16 protein-coding genes are annotated in these 19,499 nt (G+C 63.4%); 12 read left to right on the top strand and 4 right to left on the bottom strand.

The annotated features are described in order from the left end of the window. The 3 genes from kdpC to kdpA are packed head-to-tail and all read right to left on the bottom strand — an operon-like array spanning position 1 to position 4,431. The gene (gene kdpC, locus D6Z24_RS07855) at positions 1-567 is read right to left on the bottom strand and encodes a potassium-transporting ATPase subunit KdpC (protein WP_129126007.1); all 567 of its coding nucleotides are present in this window, start codon (positions 565-567) and stop codon (positions 1-3) included. Between the two features lie 10 nt (positions 568-577). Further along, positions 578-2,644, bottom strand: coding sequence for a potassium-transporting ATPase subunit KdpB (kdpB, locus tag D6Z24_RS07850; RefSeq protein ID WP_129126006.1), 2,067 nt, complete (start codon positions 2,642-2,644; stop codon positions 578-580). 2 nt (positions 2,645-2,646) lie between these two features. Beyond that, positions 2,647-4,431 (bottom strand): potassium-transporting ATPase subunit KdpA, encoded by a 1,785-nt coding sequence (gene kdpA / locus D6Z24_RS07845; protein WP_129126005.1) that lies wholly within the window; start codon positions 4,429-4,431, stop codon positions 2,647-2,649. A 241-nt stretch (positions 4,432-4,672) separates the two neighbouring features. On the opposite strand from kdpA, the gene D6Z24_RS07840 reads away from it, so the two are divergent. The 12 genes from D6Z24_RS07840 to D6Z24_RS07785 all read left to right on the top strand — a co-directional run bounded on the left by D6Z24_RS07840 (position 4,673) and on the right by D6Z24_RS07785 (position 18,823). Continuing rightward, positions 4,673-4,864 carry a hypothetical protein gene (locus D6Z24_RS07840; protein ID WP_129126004.1) on the top strand — a complete coding sequence of 64 codons (192 nt, stop codon included), beginning with the start codon at positions 4,673-4,675 and terminating at the stop codon, positions 4,862-4,864. After that, positions 4,861-6,642 (top strand): HAMP domain-containing methyl-accepting chemotaxis protein, encoded by a 1,782-nt coding sequence (locus D6Z24_RS07835; RefSeq protein ID WP_129126003.1) that lies wholly within the window; start codon positions 4,861-4,863, stop codon positions 6,640-6,642. The genes D6Z24_RS07840 and D6Z24_RS07835 overlap by 4 nt, the downstream gene beginning before the upstream one ends. A gap of 181 nt (positions 6,643-6,823) precedes the next feature. Beyond that, the gene (locus D6Z24_RS07830) at positions 6,824-7,417 is read left to right on the top strand and encodes a PAS domain-containing protein (RefSeq protein ID WP_129126002.1); all 594 of its coding nucleotides are present in this window, start codon (positions 6,824-6,826) and stop codon (positions 7,415-7,417) included. A gap of 335 nt (positions 7,418-7,752) precedes the next feature. Then, positions 7,753-8,835 carry a 6-hydroxycyclohex-1-ene-1-carbonyl-CoA dehydrogenase gene (gene had, locus D6Z24_RS07825; RefSeq protein WP_129126001.1) on the top strand — a complete coding sequence of 361 codons (1,083 nt, stop codon included), beginning with the start codon at positions 7,753-7,755 and terminating at the stop codon, positions 8,833-8,835. Next, the gene (locus tag D6Z24_RS07820) at positions 8,835-9,641 is read left to right on the top strand and encodes a cyclohexa-1,5-dienecarbonyl-CoA hydratase (protein ID WP_129126000.1); all 807 of its coding nucleotides are present in this window, start codon (positions 8,835-8,837) and stop codon (positions 9,639-9,641) included. The genes had and D6Z24_RS07820 overlap by 1 nt, the downstream gene beginning before the upstream one ends. 477 nt (positions 9,642-10,118) lie before the next feature. Beyond that, positions 10,119-10,832, top strand: a complete 714-nt coding sequence (gene fabG, locus D6Z24_RS07815) for a 3-oxoacyl-ACP reductase FabG (protein ID WP_129125999.1) — start codon at positions 10,119-10,121, stop codon at positions 10,830-10,832. Between the two features lie 269 nt (positions 10,833-11,101). After that, positions 11,102-12,298, top strand: coding sequence for a thiolase family protein (locus D6Z24_RS07810; protein ID WP_129125998.1), 1,197 nt, complete (start codon positions 11,102-11,104; stop codon positions 12,296-12,298). A 16-nt stretch (positions 12,299-12,314) separates the two neighbouring features. Beyond that, positions 12,315-13,169, top strand: coding sequence for an amidohydrolase family protein (locus tag D6Z24_RS07805; protein ID WP_129125997.1), 855 nt, complete (start codon positions 12,315-12,317; stop codon positions 13,167-13,169). Between the two features lie 176 nt (positions 13,170-13,345). Then, positions 13,346-14,329, top strand: coding sequence for a GTP 3',8-cyclase MoaA (gene moaA / locus D6Z24_RS07800; protein WP_129125996.1), 984 nt, complete (start codon positions 13,346-13,348; stop codon positions 14,327-14,329). Between the two features lie 40 nt (positions 14,330-14,369). Then, a complete protein-coding gene (fdhD, locus tag D6Z24_RS07795; RefSeq protein ID WP_129125995.1) occupies positions 14,370-15,134 on the top strand; it encodes a formate dehydrogenase accessory sulfurtransferase FdhD in 765 nt (254 codons plus the stop codon). A gap of 135 nt (positions 15,135-15,269) precedes the next feature. Further along, complete coding sequence (locus D6Z24_RS07790; RefSeq protein ID WP_129125994.1) at positions 15,270-17,057, top strand: sigma 54-interacting transcriptional regulator; 1,788 nt, start codon at positions 15,270-15,272, stop codon at positions 17,055-17,057. 437 nt (positions 17,058-17,494) lie between these two features. After that, complete coding sequence (locus D6Z24_RS07785; RefSeq protein WP_407925410.1) at positions 17,495-18,823, top strand: acetyl-CoA hydrolase/transferase family protein; 1,329 nt, start codon at positions 17,495-17,497, stop codon at positions 18,821-18,823. A gap of 217 nt (positions 18,824-19,040) precedes the next feature. On the opposite strand, the gene D6Z24_RS07780 is transcribed toward D6Z24_RS07785, so the two are convergent. Then, entirely contained in the window at positions 19,041-19,484 is a 444-nt protein-coding gene (locus tag D6Z24_RS07780) for an Rrf2 family transcriptional regulator (RefSeq protein WP_129125992.1), read from the bottom strand. Positions 19,485-19,499 lie beyond the last annotated feature (15 nt).

The following is a 19,499-nucleotide window of genomic DNA, read 5'->3' as shown; positions in this document are numbered from 1 at the left end:
CTACTTCATCGCGTCAAGGGCGAGGTTAAGTTCCAGCACGTTCACCCGCGGCTCACCGATGAACCCGAGCTGCCGCCCCTGCGTGTGTGCGGCGATCAGGCGCCCCAGGTCGGCCGTCTTCATCCCGCGCGCCCGCGCCACCCGCTCCGCCTGGATGGCGGCCCCCTGCGGCGAGATGTCCGGGTCGAGGCCGCTCGCGGAGGCCTGCACCAGCTCGGAGGGGAGCGTATGCGTCACGCCGCTTTCCCGGTAGGCCCGTACCCTTTGCGCCACCGTCTTCAGGTAATCGGGGTTGGTGGGGCCCGCGTTGGAGCCCCCCGAGGCCATCGGGTTGTAGGGGAAGTCCTCCGTCGCCGAGGGGCGGGGCCAGAAGTATTTCGCCCCGGTGAAGTGCTGGCCGATCAGCCGGGAACCTGCGCTTACTCCCCCGGCATCGGCGACGAAACTGCCGCTTGCCTGGCTCGGGAAGGCGAGCTCCGCGATGCCGGTCACGATGAGCGGGTAGGCGCCGCCCAAAATGAGGGTAAAGGCGATGAACAGCATAAGCGTCGGGCGCATGTCTTTCATGTTGGTTCTCCTATAGCATCATCCCGACCAGGATGTCGATCAGCTTGATGCCGACGAAGGGGGCGACGACCCCGCCGACGCCGAAAACGAGCAGGTTGCGGATCAAAAGCCTCTCGGCGGGCATGGGGCGAAACTTCGTCCCCTTGAGTGCCAGCGGCACGAGGAACGGGATGATCAGGGCGTTGAAGATGACCGCCGAGAGGATCGCGGAGAGCGGGCTCTCGAGCCGCATCACGTTCAGCACCCCCAGCTGCGGGTAGATGGAGAGGAGCATCGCGGGGACGATGGCGAAGTACTTGGCGACGTCGTTGGAGATCGAGAAGGTGGTCAGGTTGCCGCGGGTCATCAGGATCTGCTTCCCCACCTCGACGATGTCCAAAAGCTTCGTCGGGTTCGAGTCGAGGTCGATGATGTTGGCCGCCTCACGCGCGGGCTGCGTACCCGTGTTCATCGCGACCGCCACGTCCGCCTGCGCGAGGGCCGGTGCGTCGTTGGTGCCGTCTCCGGTCATAGCCACCATGAAGCCCGCCTCCTGGTGCTCTCTGATCAGGCGGAGCTTGTCCTCCGGTTTGGCCTGCGCGAGGAAGTCGTCCACCTGTGCCTCGGCGGCGATGGCGGCTGCGGTGAGCTGGTTGTCCCCGGTGATCATCACCGTCTTGATTCCCATGCTGCGCAGCTGCTGGAAGCGCTCCTGGATCCCCCCCTTGATGATGTCCTTCAGGTTGATCACCCCGATCACGTCGGCGTCGCGCGACACCACGAGCGGCGTCGCCCCGGCGCGGGCGATGCGGTCCACCAGGACCGGGAGGTCCGCCGGAACGCCGGAAGCGCCGAGGCTACTGACGAAGGCGATCGCCGAGTCCGAAGCGCCCTTTCTGTACTTCACTCCCGCCGTGTCCAGCCCCGAGAGACGGGTCTCGGCGGAGAAGGGGACGCTCCTGCCGTCGGCCGGGAGCTCGGCACTAAGGCCGTGCTTTTCCCGGGCGAGGGCGACGATGCTGCGCCCCTCCGGGGTCTCGTCGGAGAGCGAGGCCATGAGCGCCGCCTGCGCCACCTCCGTTTCCGTGTGGCCGCCTACCGGCACGAATTCCACCGCCTCGCGGTTGCCGAGCGTTATGGTGCCGGTCTTGTCGAGGAGGAGCACGCTCACGTCCCCGGCCGCCTCGATGGCGCGCCCGGAGAGGGCGATGACGTTTTTCTGGAAGAGCCGGTCCATCCCCGCTATGCCGATCGCGGGGAGGAGGGCGGCGATGGTGGTGGGGGCCAGGCAGACGAAGAGGGCGACGAGCACGGTGAGGGAGACCGGCGCGCCATGCCCCGCGGCCCCCGCGCTGTAGAGCGAGAGCGGACGGATGTTCACGCAGACCAGGAAAAAGACCAGGGTGAGCGCGATGAGGAGCACCTCGAGCGCGATCTCGTTCGGCGTCTTCCTCCTTTTCGCCCCCTCGATGAGCGAGATCATCCGGTCCAGGAAGGTCTCGCCGGGGTTCGCGGTGATGCGCACCACGATGTTGTTCGCGATCACCTCGGTCCCGCCGGTGACGGCACTCCGATCGCCGCCGGATTCGCGCACCACCGGGGCCGACTCCCCGGTCACCGCCGCCTCGTTCACGAGGGCCGCCCCGGCCACCACGTCCCCGTCGCCGGCGATCATCTCGTGCGCCTCGACCAGGATGTAGTCGTCCTTTCTGAGCGCCTCCGCCGGGACCGTGTCGTAGGGGGCGTCCAGCTCCGGGCGCCTGAGACGCTTCGCCGTCACCTCGGTGCGGCTTTTACGGAGGGATGCCGCGCGCGCCTTGCCGCGCCCCTCGGCGAGGGACTCGGCGAAGGTCGAGAAGGTCACGGTGAGCCAGAGAAAGAGAGAGACGAGGCCGGTGAACCAGGCGGGCTCGCCGTTTTTGCCCGCGAGGGACATGGCGAAGGTGCAGAGGGTGACGACGCTTGCCAGCTCCACGCTGAACATGACCGGGTTGCGCCAGAGCGCGCGGGGATCGAGCTTTCTGAAGGACTCGACGAGCGCGGGTTTCAGTATGCGCGGGTCGAACATGGAAACCGGTGCCGGTGCGTGTTTGGACATGGCTATTTACCTCCCAGCATGGTCACGTGCTCGACGATGGGCCCAAGGCTCAAGGCGGGGAAGAAGGTGAGCGCGCCGACGACGAGGATGACCAGGGAGAGCCAGAGGGCGAAGGGGACCTTGTCCGTCGGGAGCGTCCCGAGGCTCGGCGGGACGTACTTCTTCCCGGCGAGCGACCCCGCCATGGCGAGCGAAGCGACGATGGGGGCGAAGCGCCCGACTAACATGGCGAGGGAGCCGGTCAGGTTGTAAAAGAGCGTGTTCGCGGCGAGACCTGCGAAGGCGCTGCCGTTGTTGTTGGACATGGAGGCGAAGGCGTAAAGGATCTCGGAAAGGCCGTGGGCGCCCGGGTTCGCCATGGAGGCGATCGCTTGAGGGGTCCAAAGGGCCAGGGTCGTGAAGAAGAGCACCAGGACGCCGGAGGTCATCACGGTCACGATCGACATCCACATCTCGCGCACCTCGATCTTCTTCCCCAGAAACTCCGGGGTGCGCCCGATCATGAGGCCGGCCACGAATACCGCGATCACCACGAAGGCGATCATGGTGTAAAGCCCGGTTCCCACGCCGCCGACCACCACCTCGGAGAGGAGGATGAGCGACAGGGGGACCATGCCGCCAAGCGGGGTCATCGAGTCGTGCATGGCGTTCACCGCGCCGCAGGAGGTGCCTGTGGTGGCGCTGCTGAAGAGAGCGGTCCCGGCCAGGCCGAAGCGCGTTTCCTTGCCCTCCAGGTTGACCTGGTGCACGCCTAGCTTCGCAACGAGCGGGTTCCCCGCGGACTCGGCCGCGTAGTTGATCCCGACGGCAAGAACCAGGATGGCGAGCATCACCGCGAGGATGGCCCACCCCTGGCGCGTGTTCCCCGCCATTTCGCCGAAGGTGTAGGTGAGCGAGGCGCCGATCAGCAGCATCAGGAAGGCCTCGATCAGGTTGGTGAACGGCGTCGGGTTCTCGTAGGGGTGTGCCGAGTTTGCGTTGAAGAAGCCGCCCCCGTTGGTGCCGAGCTCCTTGATCACCTCCTGCGAGGCCACAGGGCCCATCGGTACCGTCACCTCCCGCACGGTAACCCTTTCGGTGACTGCGTTACCATGCGCGTCACGCACTGCGTTGCCCCCGTCGTCCACCTTCGCCTTTTCGTAAGTGAGCGGCTGGACCAGAGGCACCTTTTTGTAGGGGCTCAAGTTCTGGATCACCCCCTGGGAAACCAGGAGCGGCGCGACGAGCAGCGAGACCGGGAGGAGCACGTAGAGGATGCACCGGGTGAGATCGACGTGGAAGTTGCCGATGAGGTCGGTTCTGTGCCTCACGAAACCGCGTATCGTCGCGATGGCCACCACTATCCCGGTTGCGGCGGACAGGAAGTTGTGCACCGTGAAGCCGAACATCTGGGTGAAGTAGCTGGCCGACGTCTCACCCGAGTAGGCCTGCCAGTTGGTGTTGGTCATGAAGCTCACCGCGGAGTTCAACGCGAGTTGCCAGGGAAAGGACGCGAGCTTTTGCGGGTTATAGGGCAGTGCGCCCTGCAAAAGCATGATGGCGAAGAGTACTGCGCCACCCGCCAGGTTGAAAAGGATAAGCGACAGCGCGTAACGCCGCCAGGGCATCTCCTCGTCCCTGTCCACGCCGCACACCCGGTACAGGAGGTTTTCGCACGGGACGAGCAGAGGCGACAGGAAGGTCCGCTCGCCGCGGAACACCCGGGCGAGGTAGGCCCCGAACGGTTTGACCGCCGCCAGGAGTACCGCGAAAAAGACGATGGTTTGCATCCATCCGTAGTTGTTCATTATCTCTCTCCACTACAGCCTTTCAGTTTACCTCACTGTCAAAGATAGTCTTCCAAACCTTAAGACGGCGTCAAAAACAGCCCCGTAGGCATTAAGAAAGCGTTAAAACCGGATCGCCTGCGCTGCTGTCAAGGCCCGGCTCAAAATCTTCTGATCGAATTAACGTGACTGCAACAGAGCTGCAACATACCGGCGCTACCCTTGGCTTCAAAAAAAGACGACAAAGAGAAGGAGCTAAAACATGGATCTTATGCCGGTGGGTGATCGTTACATCTGGTACTGCGACTGGTGCGACACGAAGAACGTGACGCCCTGGGTGAGAGTGAGTGAGAAGGAAGTCTGCTGCGCGGCCTGCCACAAGAGCTTCCCGTCTTCCGGCAGACCGGAGCCTGTGATGGCCACGAGAGGGCGGAGAGGGTTGGAGTTGCTATGAGAAAGCTGTCTTTGAGCGGCGCGATCGGGGCGGGCAGAAAAGGGGTGACCGTGCATTGGTACGCGGGACTTCCGCTGGGAAGGAAGATTCTCGCCGGCTTTTTGCTGGTGGCGGGCCTTTGCGGGGTGAGCGGCATGGTGGCGGCCGGGAGCATCTACGAGGTCGGGGCGCGCGCCGAAAGGATGTACGCCGGGAATCTGGTTCCCCTGAGCAAACTCCCGGAGCTGGTCAGGGACTACCAGACCTCCCTGTACCTGCTTCGGGACATCATCATGGACCCTTCCGAACAGGAGCGGCAGGAGCACCGGGAACAGCTGAACCGCTGCACGCAAAAAGTGGAGCAGGGGCTGGCGGAGTTCTTCGCCTCGAACCGCACCCCGCAGGGGAGTGAGCTGCAAAAGAGCATCGCCGAGGACCTCAAGCTGTACGGCTTCTTCAGGGGCAAGATCGTCGACCTCGCCGCCGACGGACGCCGGGAGGAAGCGATCAACATCATGCGCAACCAGGGGGGAGACGTCATCGCGAGGGTCGATCAGGGGATCGCCGCGGTGGTCGCCCTGAACCGGACACAGGCGCAAAAGAGTTTCGCCGACAACGACCGGATGGCGCGGCTGGCACTCGGGGTGAGCGCGTTCTTTCTCTCGCTGGGAGCGGCGGCCGCACTTGTCGCGGGGTATTTCTTATCCCGCAGCATCACCGCACCTCTCGCCGTCGTCGGCGGGAAGGTCGCCGAGATCGCCTCGGGGGATCTCACCGTTTGTGTCGACGCGGCGCACGCGGAAGAAGGCTCCCGCAACGAACTGCACCTCCTGTCCTGCCACGTGAACCACATGGCGCAGACGCTGCACTCCGTCGTTTCCTGCATCGCCACTGAAGCGCAGAGCCTTTCCAGCGCCTCCGGCACATTGAGCGGGAGATCCGCGGTGATGGTGCAGCGCGCCGAGCTGGCCGGCAAGGAAATAGATCTGGTGGCCGGTTCGAGCGTCGAAATCAACGGCACGGCATCCGAAATCGCCCGGAACTGCTCGGTTGCCGCCGACAACGTCACCATCGCCAATCGCGCCGTGGAATCGGCCCGCGTTGTCATGGGGGAAACCATCGAGACCATGCAGGCGATAGGGGAGCATTCCCGGGAAACCTCACTCGTCGTTGCGGAACTCGGCAGACGCTCCCTGCAGATAGGCGAGATCACCGACACCATCAACGACATCGCGGACCAGACCAACCTGCTGGCGCTGAACGCTGCCATCGAGGCCGCCCGCGCGGGAGAGCAGGGGAGGGGATTCGCGGTGGTCGCCGACCATGTCCGCGCCCTAGCTTCGCGCACCACGGCAGCCACGCGCGAGATCTCCGAGATGATAAAGGCGATTCAGCGGGAGACGCGGCGCGCCATGGATGCCATGGAAAAAGGAGTCGGCGAGGCCGAGCGCGGCGTCGCCAAGGCCTTTTCCACGGGGGAGGCCTTGAATGCCGTCACGGCGACCATCGAAACGATATCCGGAGAAGTGAGCCAGATCGCCACGGCCGCAGAGGAGCAGAGCCTGTCGGTGCATGCGGTGACCGAGAACATCGGTCACGTCACCGGCGTCATCAGAGAAAGCGGCGCCGGAGCCCAGGAATTCGCCAACGCCGCAGCGCATATGCATGCGATCGCCGAAGAACTGAAGCTTGTAGTGAGCCGCTTCCGGATCGGGCAACGGGACAATGATTACAGGGCGTTGGAGGAGACGGTAGAGCCCCGGGCATCGTATCTTGTCACGGCACCAGCCATGTCCTAGACGGCGGTATTTTTTCATGCCTTCCTCCCCGCGGTCCCACGAAGGTGAGCCGGAAAACAGTTTTGGTGGTCGAGGATGCTGTAAAGCATTGACACATGGCGGGTTACGTGCGATATCCATGAGCCCGAAGCCACGCATGCCGTAGAGGAGCCACAGGCTTCCAGGCGTCAAAGGAGAAGCCATGGAAAACATAAGCGCCTGCTGTTTGTCAGTGCTTAACTCGATACCGCTCATAATTTTTGTGGTGGACGAAGACGTCAGGATACGCGATCTGAACAAGACGGCGGCAACTACCTTCGGTCTCGACAAAGACGCAATCTACAACAAGCGCGGAGGAGAGGTTTTTCACTGTCTGCATTCCCACGACGTTCCGGAGGGATGCGGAAGGGCGCCGATCTGCAAGAGCTGCGTGGTCAGAAACTCGGTTGAGCTTAGTTTCGGCGGCCAGACCGTTTCAAAGAGCAGGACCAAGTTCGAGATCCAAGTCGGCGACTGCAAAAAAGAGCTGGAACTGCTGATAACGACCAGCCCCGTTGAGCTGAACGGCGAGAAACTGGTTCTTCTTATGCTTGAAGACATCAGTGAGTTCACCATGCTGAAGAACATCATCCCGATCTGCATGCACTGCAAGAAGATCCGTGACGATCAGGACTACTGGCACAGCGTAGAAGAATATTTCAACGCATACGTCGGGATCGATTTCTCCCACGGCATCTGCCAGAGCTGTCTCGACAAGCTTCACCCGGAGGTGCGCGTGGCGCTCGACCGGAAATAAGCTAAGCGGGTAAGTACTTCCTTCATCCGGTAGGGCGAGCGAAACAAGCCTTTGTGAGTTCGACGCCCTGCCGGATACCGGAAATAACGCCGTTACTCATTTGTGCCACGCCGTCTCAGCCCCCGTAGCATTCTTCTCACGTTAGTCCTCAAATCCACCTCTAATCTAGAAATATCCTTTATTTAATACCTTTCCCCTTCTTGATGGTGCAGGCGGATGTTTTTTTAAAGAAATGCGCTTGACACCTAAAATGGTATTGTGGTACCTGTTTACACAAAACAAAGTTTTGCTGTTTGGGTGTTGCTCGGGCGGCTACTAACTAAGGAGGAGGTTTTATGTCCAAGCAAGCGTATCGCTGGTCCATGACGGCCGTTGGTGAACCTATGGCGAAGAGCGAATTCACCCCGACCCCGGGAGCAGGCGAGGTCGTGGTCGAGGTCGCCGGTTGCGGCGTCTGTCACACCGATCTCGGGTTCTATTACAGCGGCGTCCGTTTCAACCATCCCGCTCCGCTCACGCTGGGGCATGAGATCAGCGGCCGCGTGGTGGCGACCGGGGAGGGGGCGGGCGCCTGGGCGGGTAAGGCCGTCCTGATCCCGGCGGTCATGCCTTGCGGCGAATGCGACCTCTGTCTATCGAGCCACGGCACCATCTGCCGCGCCCAGCAGATGCCGGGCAACGACATCCACGGCGGGTTCGCCTCGCACATCGTGGTCCCGGCGAAGACGCTCTGCCCGGTGGACGAGAAACGCCTCGCGGCGGCAGGCCTCAACCTCGCCGACATCTCCGTCGTGGCCGACGCGGTGACTACGCCGTACCAGGCCGCGGTCCAGGCCGAGGTGCAGCCCGGTGACGTCGCCATCGTCATCGGCATCGGCGGGGTGGGTGGCTACGCGGTCCAAGTGGCCAACGCTTTGGGCGCTACCGTCATCGCCATCGACGTCGACCAGGTGAAGCTGGACAACATGGCCAAGCACGGCGCGGCGCTCACCCTGAACTCCCGCGAAATCCAGGGTAAGGAGCTCAAGAAGGCGATCAACTCCTTTGTGAAAGAGAAGGGGCTCAAGGAGACCTGCTGGAAGATCTTCGAATGCTCGGGGACCGCTCCCGGCCAGGATACCGCCTTCGGCCTGCTCACCTACGGCGCCACCCTCTCCGTGGTCGGCTTCACCATGGACAAGATCGAACTGCGCCTCTCGAACCTGATGGCCTTCCATGCACGGGCGCTCGGGAACTGGGGATGCCTGACCGAGCTCTACCCGGCGGCGCTCGACCTCGTTCTCGACGGCAAGGTCAACCTCGGCCCCTTCATCGAGAAGCACCCCTTGGACAACATCAACGAGGTCTTCGCCTCGGCCCACGCCCACAAGCTCACAAGGCGCGCCATCCTGGTTCCGGGCGCGCAGGGAGGTGCGTGATGAGCGAGGCCGCTGCTGCACAGAACGCGACGGCGCAGGCCGCCTCGCCGCTCAAGGTGAGCCTCGAGCGCGACGGTCGTCTGCTGAAACTCACCCTTGCGCGTCCCAAGGCGAACATCGTCGACGCGGCCATGATAGCCGCGTTGCAGGCCGCTCTCGACGAGCACTTAGTCCGTCCGGAACTTAGAGCCGTGCTCCTCACGGCCGAGGGGCCGCACTTCAGCTTCGGGGCGAGCGTCGACGAGCACATGCCCGACTCCTGTGCGCAGATGCTCAAATCGCTGCACGCGCTCGTCTTGAGGCTTGTCGAGAGCCCGGTTCCGGTCTTGGTCGCGGTGCGCGGCCAGTGCCTGGGAGGGGGGCTCGAGGTGGTCGCGGCGGGGAACTTCATCTTCGCCGCCCCGAATGCCCAGCTGGGGCAGCCCGAGATCAAGCTTGCCGTCTTCGCACCTGCCGCCTCCTGCCTGTTGCCGGAGCGGATCGGGCAGGCACAGGCTGAGGATCTCCTCTTCTCCGGTCGCAGCGTGAGCGCCGAGGAGGCGCTCCTCATGGGTCTCGTCTCGGTGGTCGCGGAGGACCCGGACCAGGCGGCCTACGACTACTTCGACAAGCACTTGGCACCCGTGAGCGCGAGCACCCTGCGCTTCGCCGTCAAGGCCGCCCGCACCCAGTTCGCGCAGCGGGTCAGGGCGAAGATCGAGTTCGTAGAGAAGCTCTACCTGGAAGAAATGATGAAGACGCACGACTCGGTCGAAGGGCTCATGGCTTTCGTCGAGAAACGTCAGCCGACCTGGCTCGACCGTTAGCCGTGCGATAACGTACTCACCCCCCGCAAGGGGGGAGGGGGGATTGCCGTTCTCTCGGACAGGCGGCAATCCCCCTGAGTCCAAAATGTCCACTTTGTGGCCACGAAGCGCTGCATGAGCCCTAACGTTCCCCCTTTGCGAAGGTTCTTCAGGAAATTCCGGGGAACGGCGACAACTGTCTCCACGAAGCGCCGCAGGTGAACTCGCGTTCCCCCCTTTGCGAAGGGGGGACAGAGGGGATTTGCCTGTTCCTGCAACTCAAGCAGGAGGGGCAGACGCGGCGCGGATTTCTTATTCGTGCACAGGTGGGCCGGTGGTAGAAAGCACGACAAAATCAAATCCCCCCTGTCCCCCCTTCGCCAAGGCTACGGGGGGCAGGCTCCCCCTTCGCAAAAGGGGGGACGTAGCGCCGCGCTTGGCCCCTTCGAGGGAACACTGGTGTGGTGGGGGGGATCCTACTTCTTTATAGGGGGCGACATGAGCAGCTTTCTGAATTTCGAGGGACGGACCGCGGTGGTGACCGGTGGCGCGCGCGGACTGGGACTTTCCATCACCCGCACGCTCCTCGCGCACGGCGCGAAGGTGCACGTGTTCGACGTGGCCGAGGGGGAAGCGGGAGGCGACTACCAGTTCCACAAGGTCGACATCACCGACCCCGCGAGCGTCTCGGCCGCCGTCGCCACCATCCCGGAACAGGTGACCCTTCTGGTCAACAACGCGGGCATCACCCGCGACCGCAGCGTCCTAAAGATGTCCGACGACGAGTGGCAGTCGGTGCTCGGGGTCAACCTGACCGGCGCCTTCAACGTGGTCAGGGCCTTCGCTCCCGGCATGAGGGACGCGGGGTACGGCCGCATCGTGAACATCACCTCGATTAACGGCATCCGCGGCAAGTTCGGCCAGGCCAACTACGCCGCCTCCAAGGCGGGCCTCATCGGGCTCACCAAGACCCTCGCCCGCGAACTCGGGCCGAAGGGGGTCACGGTCAACGCGGTGGCGCCGGGGATGGTTTTAACCGACATGGCGCTCGCCCTCCCCGCGGAGATCCTCGACAAGGCGAGAAACGAGTGCCTGCTCCCGGATCTCGCGAGACCGGAGGACATCGCCAACGCGGTCGCCTTCCTCCTCTCCGACGCGGCCGGAAAGATAACCGGCGAGGTGATAAGGGTGGATTCCGGGCAGTACATCTAGTCGTCCACCCCCCTCTCCCTCCGGGAGAGGGGCAGGGGTGAGGGCGTCGCAAGGTAGCAGAATGTTGCTTTGGGCAACGCCCTCACCCGCCCTTCGCAGTGAAAAAGCTACGGGGGGCAAGCCCGCCCTTCGGGCACCCTCTCCCAGGGGGAGAGGGGATGGACGGCGGTGGCGCGATGGGGCTTGCGGGACCTGATCGGTAACTTGAAAGAAGAGGCGGATTAAAAGCTAGCCCTGCCGGAGAAACTCCAGGGGGCATGGAGGTTCATGTGCGTGAAGCGGTGATTATCGATGCGGTGCGGACGCCGGTGGGGAAATTCGGCGGCGCTTTGGGAAAGGTGAGGCCTGACGACTTGGCGGCGCTGTGCATCTCGGAACTGGTGGAGCGCAACAGGCTCGACGCCTCCCTCATCGAGGACGTGATCCTCGGCTGCACCAACCAGGCGGGCGAGGACAACCGAAACGTGGCACGCATGGCCGCGCTCCTCGCTGGGCTGCCGCACAGCGTGGGCGGCCAGACCGTGAACCGCCTCTGCGGGTCGGGACTGAACGCGGTCAACGCGGCGGCGCTCGCCATCAAGGCGGGGGAGGGGGACGTCTTCATCGCCGGAGGCGTCGAGTCCATGACCCGCGCCCCCTTCGTCTTCGCCAAGGCCGATTCGCCGTTCTCCCGCGACATGAAGATCTTCGACTCGACCATCGGTTGGCGCTTCACCAATCCCAGGATGACCGAGCCGTACGCGAAGGAGGGGATGGGGGACACCGCGGAGAACGTGGCCCAGCGCTACGGCATCACCCGGCTGGAGCAGGACGAGTTCGCCCTGGCGACGCAGCGAAAGTGGAGCGCGGCGCAGGCGGCCGGGAAGTTCGCCGACGAGCTGGTGCCGGTTCCCGTCCCGCAGAGAAAGGGTGATCCCATCATCGTGGACCGGGACGAGTTCCCGCGCCCGGACGCGACCATCGAACAGCTCGGGAAGCTCTCCGCCGCCTTCAAAAAGGATGGCACCGTCACCGCGGGCAATTCGAGCGGCATCAACGATGGGGCCGCCGCCGTGCTTCTCATGGAAGCGGAACGCGCTAGGGCTCTGGGTTACCGCCCGATGGTCCGGGTGGTGGCGAGCGCCGTGGCGGGCTGCGACCCCTCCTACATGGGGTTAGGTCCCATCCCCGCCATCCGGAAGGCGCTCGAGCGCGCCGGGCTCACCATCGACGACATCGATCTCTTCGAGCTGAACGAGGCGTTCGCCGCCCAGGCTATCCCGTGCATGAGGGAGCTCGGCATCGACCCGGAAAAGGTCAACGTGAACGGCGGCTCCATCGCCATCGGCCATCCGCTCGGCTCCACCGGCGCGCGCATCACCGCGACGCTCGTGCACGAGATGAGAAGGCGCGGCGCACGCTACGGCATCGCCTCGCTCTGCATCGGCCTCGGGCAGGGGATCGCCACCATCGTGGAACGGGTCTGAAGGTAAGGAGGAAGCCATGACCGCGCCAGGGGAACAGAAACCGCGGCCTTTGAGGATCGACTTTCACGTGCACCTCGCCTCCTACGACGTCTCCTTGCACCCCTGGGTGGTGGACTGGATGCGGCCGTCGCACCCGTGGGGATACGAGGGGTACGTCGCCCGCTACAGCGACCCCGGCGCCTTCGAGGCGCTCCTCGAGGAGGAGGGTGTGGATTACGCCTGCCTCCTCGCCGAGCTGAACCCGATCACCACCGGTGTCTGCAGTAACGACCAGGTGCGCGAATTCTGCCGCGGCAGGAAGAGGCTGATTCCCTTTTGCGACCTGAACCCCTACCTGCATACCGACCTGGGGGGAGAGCTGCGCCGCAAGGTGGAGGATGAGGGCTTCCGCGGCATCAAGCTCTATCCCAGTTACCAGCACTACTACCTGAACGAGCCGAGGATGTACCCGCTGTACCAGGTCGCGCAGGAACTCGGCATCCCCGTCCTGATCCATACCGGCTCCTCCGTCTTCAAGCAGACGCGGCTCAAGTACGCGAACCCGTTGCACCTGGACGACGTCGCGGTCGACTTCCCGGAGCTTCCCTTGGTCATGGCCCATTCCGGACGCGGCTTCTGGTACGACCGCGCCTTCTTCCTCTCCAAGCTGCACAAAAACGTCTACATGGAGCTCTCCGGGCTTCCCCCGGCGAAGCTTTTGACCTACTTCCCCGAGTTAGCGCGCAACACGGACAAGACCATCTTCGGCAGCGACTGGCCAGGCATGCCGCGCATCCGTCACAACATGGATGCGATCGCGGAGTTGCCGCTCCCTCCCGAAGGCGTCGACGCCATCCTCGGAGGGAACGCGGCCCGCATCCTCAAGTTGTAATCCCCTCCCCTGGAGGGGTAGTGGCCGGAGTAGCGGTGGATCCCCTCCCCAGGAGGGGGAGGGTCAGGGAGGGGGGGCGCAGCCTCTCACACCGGCTTCCCCCCTCCGGACCTCCCCCCTCCTGGGGGAGGAGTGGCGGCATAAGCGGCAGGAATAGCGGCTACAAGGAGCACGGCATGTCTCTGATCGATTCCTACGGCAGGCGCATCAACTATCTCCGGCTCTCGGTGACGGACCGCTGCAACCTGCGCTGCCGCTACTGCATGCCTGCCAAGGGGGTGCAACTGCTCCCGCAAGACGGGATCCTCTCCTTCGAGGACCTCCTGAGGATCTCGGAACAGGCGGTTCTCGCCGGAATCCGGAAGATACGGGTGACCGGCGGCGAACCGCTGGTGCGCAAGGGGATCCTTCCCTTCCTCTCGAAACTTTCCCGACTCCCCGATCTGAAGGAGCTGGTGCTGACCACAAACGGCACCTACCTTGGCGGGATGGCCGAGGGACTGAGAGAGGCGGGAGTGCAGCGGCTCAACATAAGCCTCGACTCCTTGAAGCCCGAAACCTACGCGAGGATCACCCGCGGCGGTCGTCTCTCCGACGCACTTTCCGGCATCGAGGCGGCGGAGAAGGCGGGCTTCCCGCCGCACAAGATCAACGTGGTACTGATGCGGGGCGTCAACGACAACGAAATCATGGACTTCGTCGAGCTGACCCGGGAGCGGGCCTACAACGTCAGGTTCATCGAGTACATGCCGACCGGCCACTCCGGCAACTGGCGCGTCCTTTCCATCCCCGGCTCCGAGGTACTGGAGCGGATCGCGCAGCGCCACCTGATCGAGAAAGTTGAGCCGACCGAGCACTCCGGCCCGGCGAGCAATTTCCGGGTGCGCGGAGCATCGGGTACCCTCGGGATCATCTCGGCCGTGACCGGACACTTCTGCGACGGCTGCAACCGGCTGAGGGTGACCGCGTCGGGAGTGGCGCGGGGCTGCCTTTTCTCGGGGGAAGGGGTCGACTTGAGACCCGCCCTGGCGAGCGGAACCGACGCCTTGCTCAGGCAGGAGATACGGAACATCGTGCAGGCAAAGCCTGCGGGGCACGAGATGAGGGGAGGCCGCGCTTTCCCTCCCGTTTCCTTCCACATGTCCGCCATAGGCGGCTGAAGATGATCGGGATGCGAGCAACGACTGCAGCGGAGGAGCCATGACGTGGGTCTACAGGTATGAGAAGGGGACGTTGTCGGCGCGGGAGCGGGAGGTGGTCGAGGAGGTCCCGGTCGTCCTCAACGTGAACGGAAGGGAACTCGCGACGCTGATCGCCTCTCCGCACGACCTCCGTTTCCTGGTGGCGGGATTTCTTCGCATGCAGGGACTCGTTCATGCGGTGGAGGATTTTCATCTCCTCTCGGTATGCAGCGATTTCGGCATGGCGAAAGTCGAGATCCGCGGGGAACTTCCGGAGAGCCTCAAGCCGGTCCTCACCTCTGGATGCGGGACCGGGATCAGCTTCACCATCCCGAAGGCGCGCCAGGTGAACGCCGAAGGGAGCGCCGGGAAGTGCTACCGTCCCGCGGCGGTCTTCGCCATGATGGACGCCCTGGCGCAAAAAGCAGGCGCCTACCAAAGCCACGGCGGCATACATTCGGCCGCGGTGGGGGACGGGAGCGTGACCCTATTCTCCGAGGACCTCGGGCGTCACAACACCATCGACCGGATCGCAGGAGAGGCGCTTTTAAAGGGGATCGATCTCTGCGGCATGATGCTCGTCACCTCCGGGCGGATCTCATCAGAGCTTGTGGCGAAGGCGGCGCTTCTCGGCATCGGTCTCGTGGCCTCCCGCACCTCGCCGACATCGACGGCGGTCCGGATGGCCGAGGAGGCCGGGGTCACCGTTATCGGCTACGTCAAGGCCGACCGCTTCGAGGCCTATTCCCACCCGGACCGGTTGGATCTGGTGGGGGCTGCCTGACCCTTTTCGTCAAGAAGGTTGACATAGGTATGTGATATTTCGTATACACAATGCGTCGCCTTGCCGTGCGGTCGGGATTTTCGCACCGTTCCGGCCGGCTCTTCTTGCCCTTTGGCATAAGCGGGAAAAGGGAATATGGACCAGGCCATCGACATAGCCGGCCCGGCTGCAGGTAACGCCGCTGACGACTGGAGCCCCTCGGGGATCCTGCATCTGGATGCACAGCTCTGCGTCGTATCGCTGGACGAGGCCGCCGGTGCCATGCTCGGCGCCGCACCCGAAACTCTGCTCGGGCGTAGGCTGGACGAGATCGCCGATCTGGCGGATCTCGGCACCCTCATGAAGAGCGGCACCGTCTTCAACGGGCAACCGATCGCGGTCCAAGGGCGCCGGATTATTTGCGACTACCTACCGACTGTCGAGTCCGAGCAGGTGGTCGGTGGGGTACTCTCGCTGCAGCGGGTTTTGCCGGAGGCTCACGACTCCCGGGTGGACCTGAAGGAGTTGCTCCAGTCGGCGGGCGCCTACCTGGACCTCAACTACGACGGGATCGTCATCTGCGACCGTGCAGGCATCATCGTCATGGTCAACCAGGCCTTCGCAGAACTCCTCGACTCCACCCCCCACGCCATGATCGGCAAGCACCTCGACGAAGCCTATCCCAATTCCCAACCGTCGCGCCTTCCCGGCGTTATGGAGACCGCCTCTCCGCAGATCGGCATCACGCACTACCTGAACGGCAAACAGGTGTACGCCTCCCTCTATCCCATTCAGAAGGACGGGAAGGTGGTGGGGGGGATCGGCAAGATCCTCTTCAAGGACATCCGCGAGATCACCCTGATCGCCAACCGGCTGCAGACGGCCCCGGAGACACGCGCCCTGGCCGGTAGCGTGACCAGAAAAGAAACCAGTTCGCGTTACGACGTGAACAGCATCGTCGGCCAGAGCAAAAAGATTCTCGACCTCAAGGAGTCCCTGCTGCGCGTGGCGGGGAAGAATTCCAACGTCCTCTTGCTGGGGGAGAGCGGCACCGGCAAGGAGCTCTTCGCGCACGCGATACATGCCGCGAGCAACCGGCGCTACGCCCAGTTCGTCAAGGTGAACTGCGCCGCGATTCCCGAGCACCTCCTCGAATCCGAACTGTTCGGCTACTCGGAGGGGGCCTTCACCGGCGCCAGAAAAGGCGGTCAGCTGGGCAAGTTCGAGCAGGCGCACCTCGGGACGATCTTCCTGGACGAGATCGGCGACATGCCGCTTTACATGCAGGCGAAGATGCTGCGCGTCCTGCAGGAGCGGGAACTGACCCCGCTCGGCGGGGGCACCCCAAAGATGGTCGACGTGAGGGTGGTCGCCGCAACCAACTGCAACCTGGAGTGCCTGGTGCGGGAGGGGAAGTTCCGGCAGGACCTCTACTACCGCCTGAAGGTGGTCACGCTCAGTATCCCGTCGCTTAGGGAGCGCAAGGAGGACATCCGCCCCCTCACCGTCAACTTCATCCGGCAGTTCAACGAGGAGTTCGGGCTGGAGGTGCAGGGGCTGAGCCTCGAGGCGCGGGAAATCATCATGCGCTACGACTGGCCCGGCAACGTGAGGGAGCTGCGCAACGTCATGGAAAGCGCCTTCAACCTCGTCACCGGTCCCCTTATCCTGCGCGATCATCTCCCGGAACAGCTGGCCCGGATGCACACGGAATCCGGGATAGAAGCTTCCGCCGCCCAGGACATCGGCGGGTACATTCGTCAGAGGTTGGGCTCGGCGCCGCTTCCCGAGATCATCGACGAGTTCGAGAAACTTCTCCTGGAGGCGGCTCTACAGACGACCCGCGGCAACAAGCTTCAAGCCGCCGATCTCCTGGGTATTTCCCGCCAGTGGCTCTACAAGAAACTGCACAAATACGGCGCCGACCCGGGCGAAGACCTCTAGCCGGGCTGCCGCCTTCCGACGCCGCTTCCTCCCTTTTTTACCCGCACCAATCCCCCGGCAATCCAATAACCTCGTTTTGATATAGGCTGTTTTTCTTCCCTTACGGCCGTTCTGTAGGACGTTTTTTGTTTACGTGAAGGTTAGCCGCCTTTGTGTAAACAATTTGGATAACGGCGGGATGCGCCGTGTATATGGTTTCAAAGGGTTGAAATGAAAGGATAAATTTCACAGTGTCGCCGGATGCTGTCAACATCCGTTGACAGGTCGCTTCGCGTCGTTTGAGCAGTGTTGTGGAAATATACGAACACTGTTTTGTTGTTTATTGCGGACTTGCGCAAAAAAATTGGCTTTTGTCAGGAAAACCGGATTTTTGGTACTCACGTTGCTATATCTCCGTCACAAACACGAGCCTGTCGTCAGGACGTCAACCCTAAAGGATGGAGGTACCACCCGTGAAGAGTATCGCTCTGGCAAAAAGCAGTTTTGAGCAGGAATACCGGCAGAAACGTTGTACGCCCGCTGAGGCAGCCTCGGTCGTGAGATCAGGAGATCACCTTTGCTTCCCGCTCGGCGTGGGGGAGCCGACCCTTTTCGTGAAGGCGCTTGCGGCGCGCAAGCGCGAGCTCGAGGGGGTGGTGGTGAACCAGCAGCATCATCTCTGTCCCGACTACTTCACGGAGGATTCGGTGCCGCATATCAAGGTGAACGCCTGGTTCACCAGCCACGTCTCGCGTGAGGCGGTGCAGAAGGGGTGGGCGGACTTCGTGCCGAACCACTTCCACGAGGTTCCGAAGCTTCTGAGGGAATACTGGCCGGTGGACGTGGCCGGTACCGTCGTCTCGCCGATGGACGAGTTCGGTTACTTCACCTGCAGTCTCTCGGTGGGGTACACCATGGAGGCGGTGAAGAAGGCCGAGAAGGTGGTGGTGCAGGTGAATCCGCATGCCCCCCGCACCCACGGCAACTGCCACATCCACATCTCCGAGGTGGATCACATCATCGAGTGCGACGAGCCTCTGAAGGAGCTGCAGATCCCCGAGGTCTCCCCGGTGGAGGAGGCGATCGGCGGGTATCTCGCGGAGATGATCCCGGACGGCTCCTGCCTGCAGCTCGGTTGGGGCGGCATCCCCAACGCCGTGACAAGGGCGCTCCTGCACAAGAAGGACCTGGGGATCCACACCGAGCTCATGTCGGACGGCATCGTCGACTTGATGCTCTCCGGCGCGGTCAACAACTCCAGGAAGAACATCCATCGCGGCAAGGCGCTCGCCACCTTCGCCCTCGGCACGAAGCGCCTCTTCGATTTCATGAACGAGAACCCGATGATTGAGATGCATCCGGTCGACTACGTGAACGACCCGGCCGTGATCGGTTCCATCGACAACGTGGTGGCGATCAACGCGACCATCCAGGTCGACCTTTTGGGGCAGTGTTGTTCCGAGTCGTTCGGGCACCTGCAGTGGAGCGGGACCGGCGGGCAGGCGGACTTCGCGCGCGGCGCGAACCGCTCCCGCGGAGGAAAGGCATTCATAGCGACGGCGTCGACCGCGAAGAAGGGGACCGTCTCCTGCATCGTGCCGACCCTCACGCCGGGTTCATCCGTCACGACGAGCAAAAACGACGTGGACCACGTGGTTACGGAGTTCGGCGTGGCGAAGCTGCGCGGGCAGACCGCCAAGCAGCGCGCGATGAACCTCATCAACGTGGCACACCCGGATTTCCGCGGCGAGTTGATGGAGGCGGCGCGGAGGATGAACAGGATCTAGAATCCCCCTCTCAGGGCGACATCAGTGAAGGATCCCCTCTCCCTCCGGGAGAGGGTACCCGGAGGGCGGGTGAGGGCGCTGCCACGAAGTGAGGAATTGCCACTGCCGACGCCCTCACCCTGACCCTCTCCCGGAGGGCGAGGGGACATGGGAGGGGGCGTCGGTGGTTAGAGCGAGGGGCGCTGCAACTGGCTCTTTTGCAGGCGGCCGGGTGTGCTCAGCCTTTGGAAACTTCCTTCTGTGAGGCGAGCTCGGCGCGCAGGCGGGTGTTCTTGAGGGCGGTGGCGAGGGTGATGGTGTCGAGGATGGCGCGGGTCACCGTGTCGATCTCGTTGGTGATCGCCTGCAACTCCTCGACGACGGGATCGGCGGCCTTGTTCCAGTGCGGCATGTCGAGGTCGGATTCCATCGTCTCGAAGAGTTTTATGATGTCGAGCAGCGTGGTGCGGTTCACGTTACCGGCGAAGCGGTAGCCGCCGCCGACGCCGCGCATAGCCTGCACCACTCCCTCATGCACCAGGTTGCGCATCACCTTGGCCAGGTGGTGCGAGGAAATGCCGTATTTGTCGGCGATGTCTGCGGTGGAAAGCTGGCGCTCCGGCTCGCTTGCCAGTTCCAGCACGGAGATCAGCCCGAAGAGGCTTGCCTTGTTCAGCTTCATGTTTGTTCGCTCCAG

Source organism: Geomonas oryzae, from assembly GCF_004117875.1.
Taxonomy (GTDB): domain Bacteria; phylum Desulfobacterota; class Desulfuromonadia; order Geobacterales; family Geobacteraceae; genus Geomonas; species Geomonas oryzae.
Note: the sequence above shows the minus strand (reverse complement) of the source record. Positions and strands in the feature narration are given on the sequence as shown.

What these genes read in the sequence shown, in the direction of transcription:
- had (WP_129126001.1), top strand. Translation starts at nt 7,753, where the DNA reads ATGTCCAAGCAAGCGTATCGCTGGTCCATGACGGCCGTTGGTGAACCT.
- kdpB (WP_129126006.1), bottom strand. Translation starts at nt 2,644, where the DNA reads ATGTCCAAACACGCACCGGCACCGGTTTCCATGTTCGACCCGCGCATA.
- moaA (WP_129125996.1), top strand. Translation starts at nt 13,346, where the DNA reads ATGTCTCTGATCGATTCCTACGGCAGGCGCATCAACTATCTCCGGCTC.
- fabG (WP_129125999.1), top strand. Translation starts at nt 10,119, where the DNA reads ATGAGCAGCTTTCTGAATTTCGAGGGACGGACCGCGGTGGTGACCGGT.
- D6Z24_RS07820 (WP_129126000.1), top strand. Translation starts at nt 8,835, where the DNA reads ATGAGCGAGGCCGCTGCTGCACAGAACGCGACGGCGCAGGCCGCCTCG.
- D6Z24_RS07830 (WP_129126002.1), top strand. Translation starts at nt 6,824, where the DNA reads ATGGAAAACATAAGCGCCTGCTGTTTGTCAGTGCTTAACTCGATACCG.
- D6Z24_RS07780 (WP_129125992.1), bottom strand. Translation starts at nt 19,484, where the DNA reads ATGAAGCTGAACAAGGCAAGCCTCTTCGGGCTGATCTCCGTGCTGGAA.
- D6Z24_RS07805 (WP_129125997.1), top strand. Translation starts at nt 12,315, where the DNA reads ATGACCGCGCCAGGGGAACAGAAACCGCGGCCTTTGAGGATCGACTTT.
- kdpC (WP_129126007.1), bottom strand. Translation starts at nt 567, where the DNA reads ATGAAAGACATGCGCCCGACGCTTATGCTGTTCATCGCCTTTACCCTC.
- D6Z24_RS07840 (WP_129126004.1), top strand. Translation starts at nt 4,673, where the DNA reads ATGGATCTTATGCCGGTGGGTGATCGTTACATCTGGTACTGCGACTGG.
- kdpA (WP_129126005.1), bottom strand. Translation starts at nt 4,431, where the DNA reads ATGAACAACTACGGATGGATGCAAACCATCGTCTTTTTCGCGGTACTC.
- D6Z24_RS07785 (WP_407925410.1), top strand. Translation starts at nt 17,495, where the DNA reads ATGGAGGTACCACCCGTGAAGAGTATCGCTCTGGCAAAAAGCAGTTTT.
- fdhD (WP_129125995.1), top strand. Translation starts at nt 14,370, where the DNA reads ATGACGTGGGTCTACAGGTATGAGAAGGGGACGTTGTCGGCGCGGGAG.
- D6Z24_RS07790 (WP_129125994.1), top strand. Translation starts at nt 15,270, where the DNA reads ATGGACCAGGCCATCGACATAGCCGGCCCGGCTGCAGGTAACGCCGCT.
- D6Z24_RS07835 (WP_129126003.1), top strand. Translation starts at nt 4,861, where the DNA reads ATGAGAAAGCTGTCTTTGAGCGGCGCGATCGGGGCGGGCAGAAAAGGG.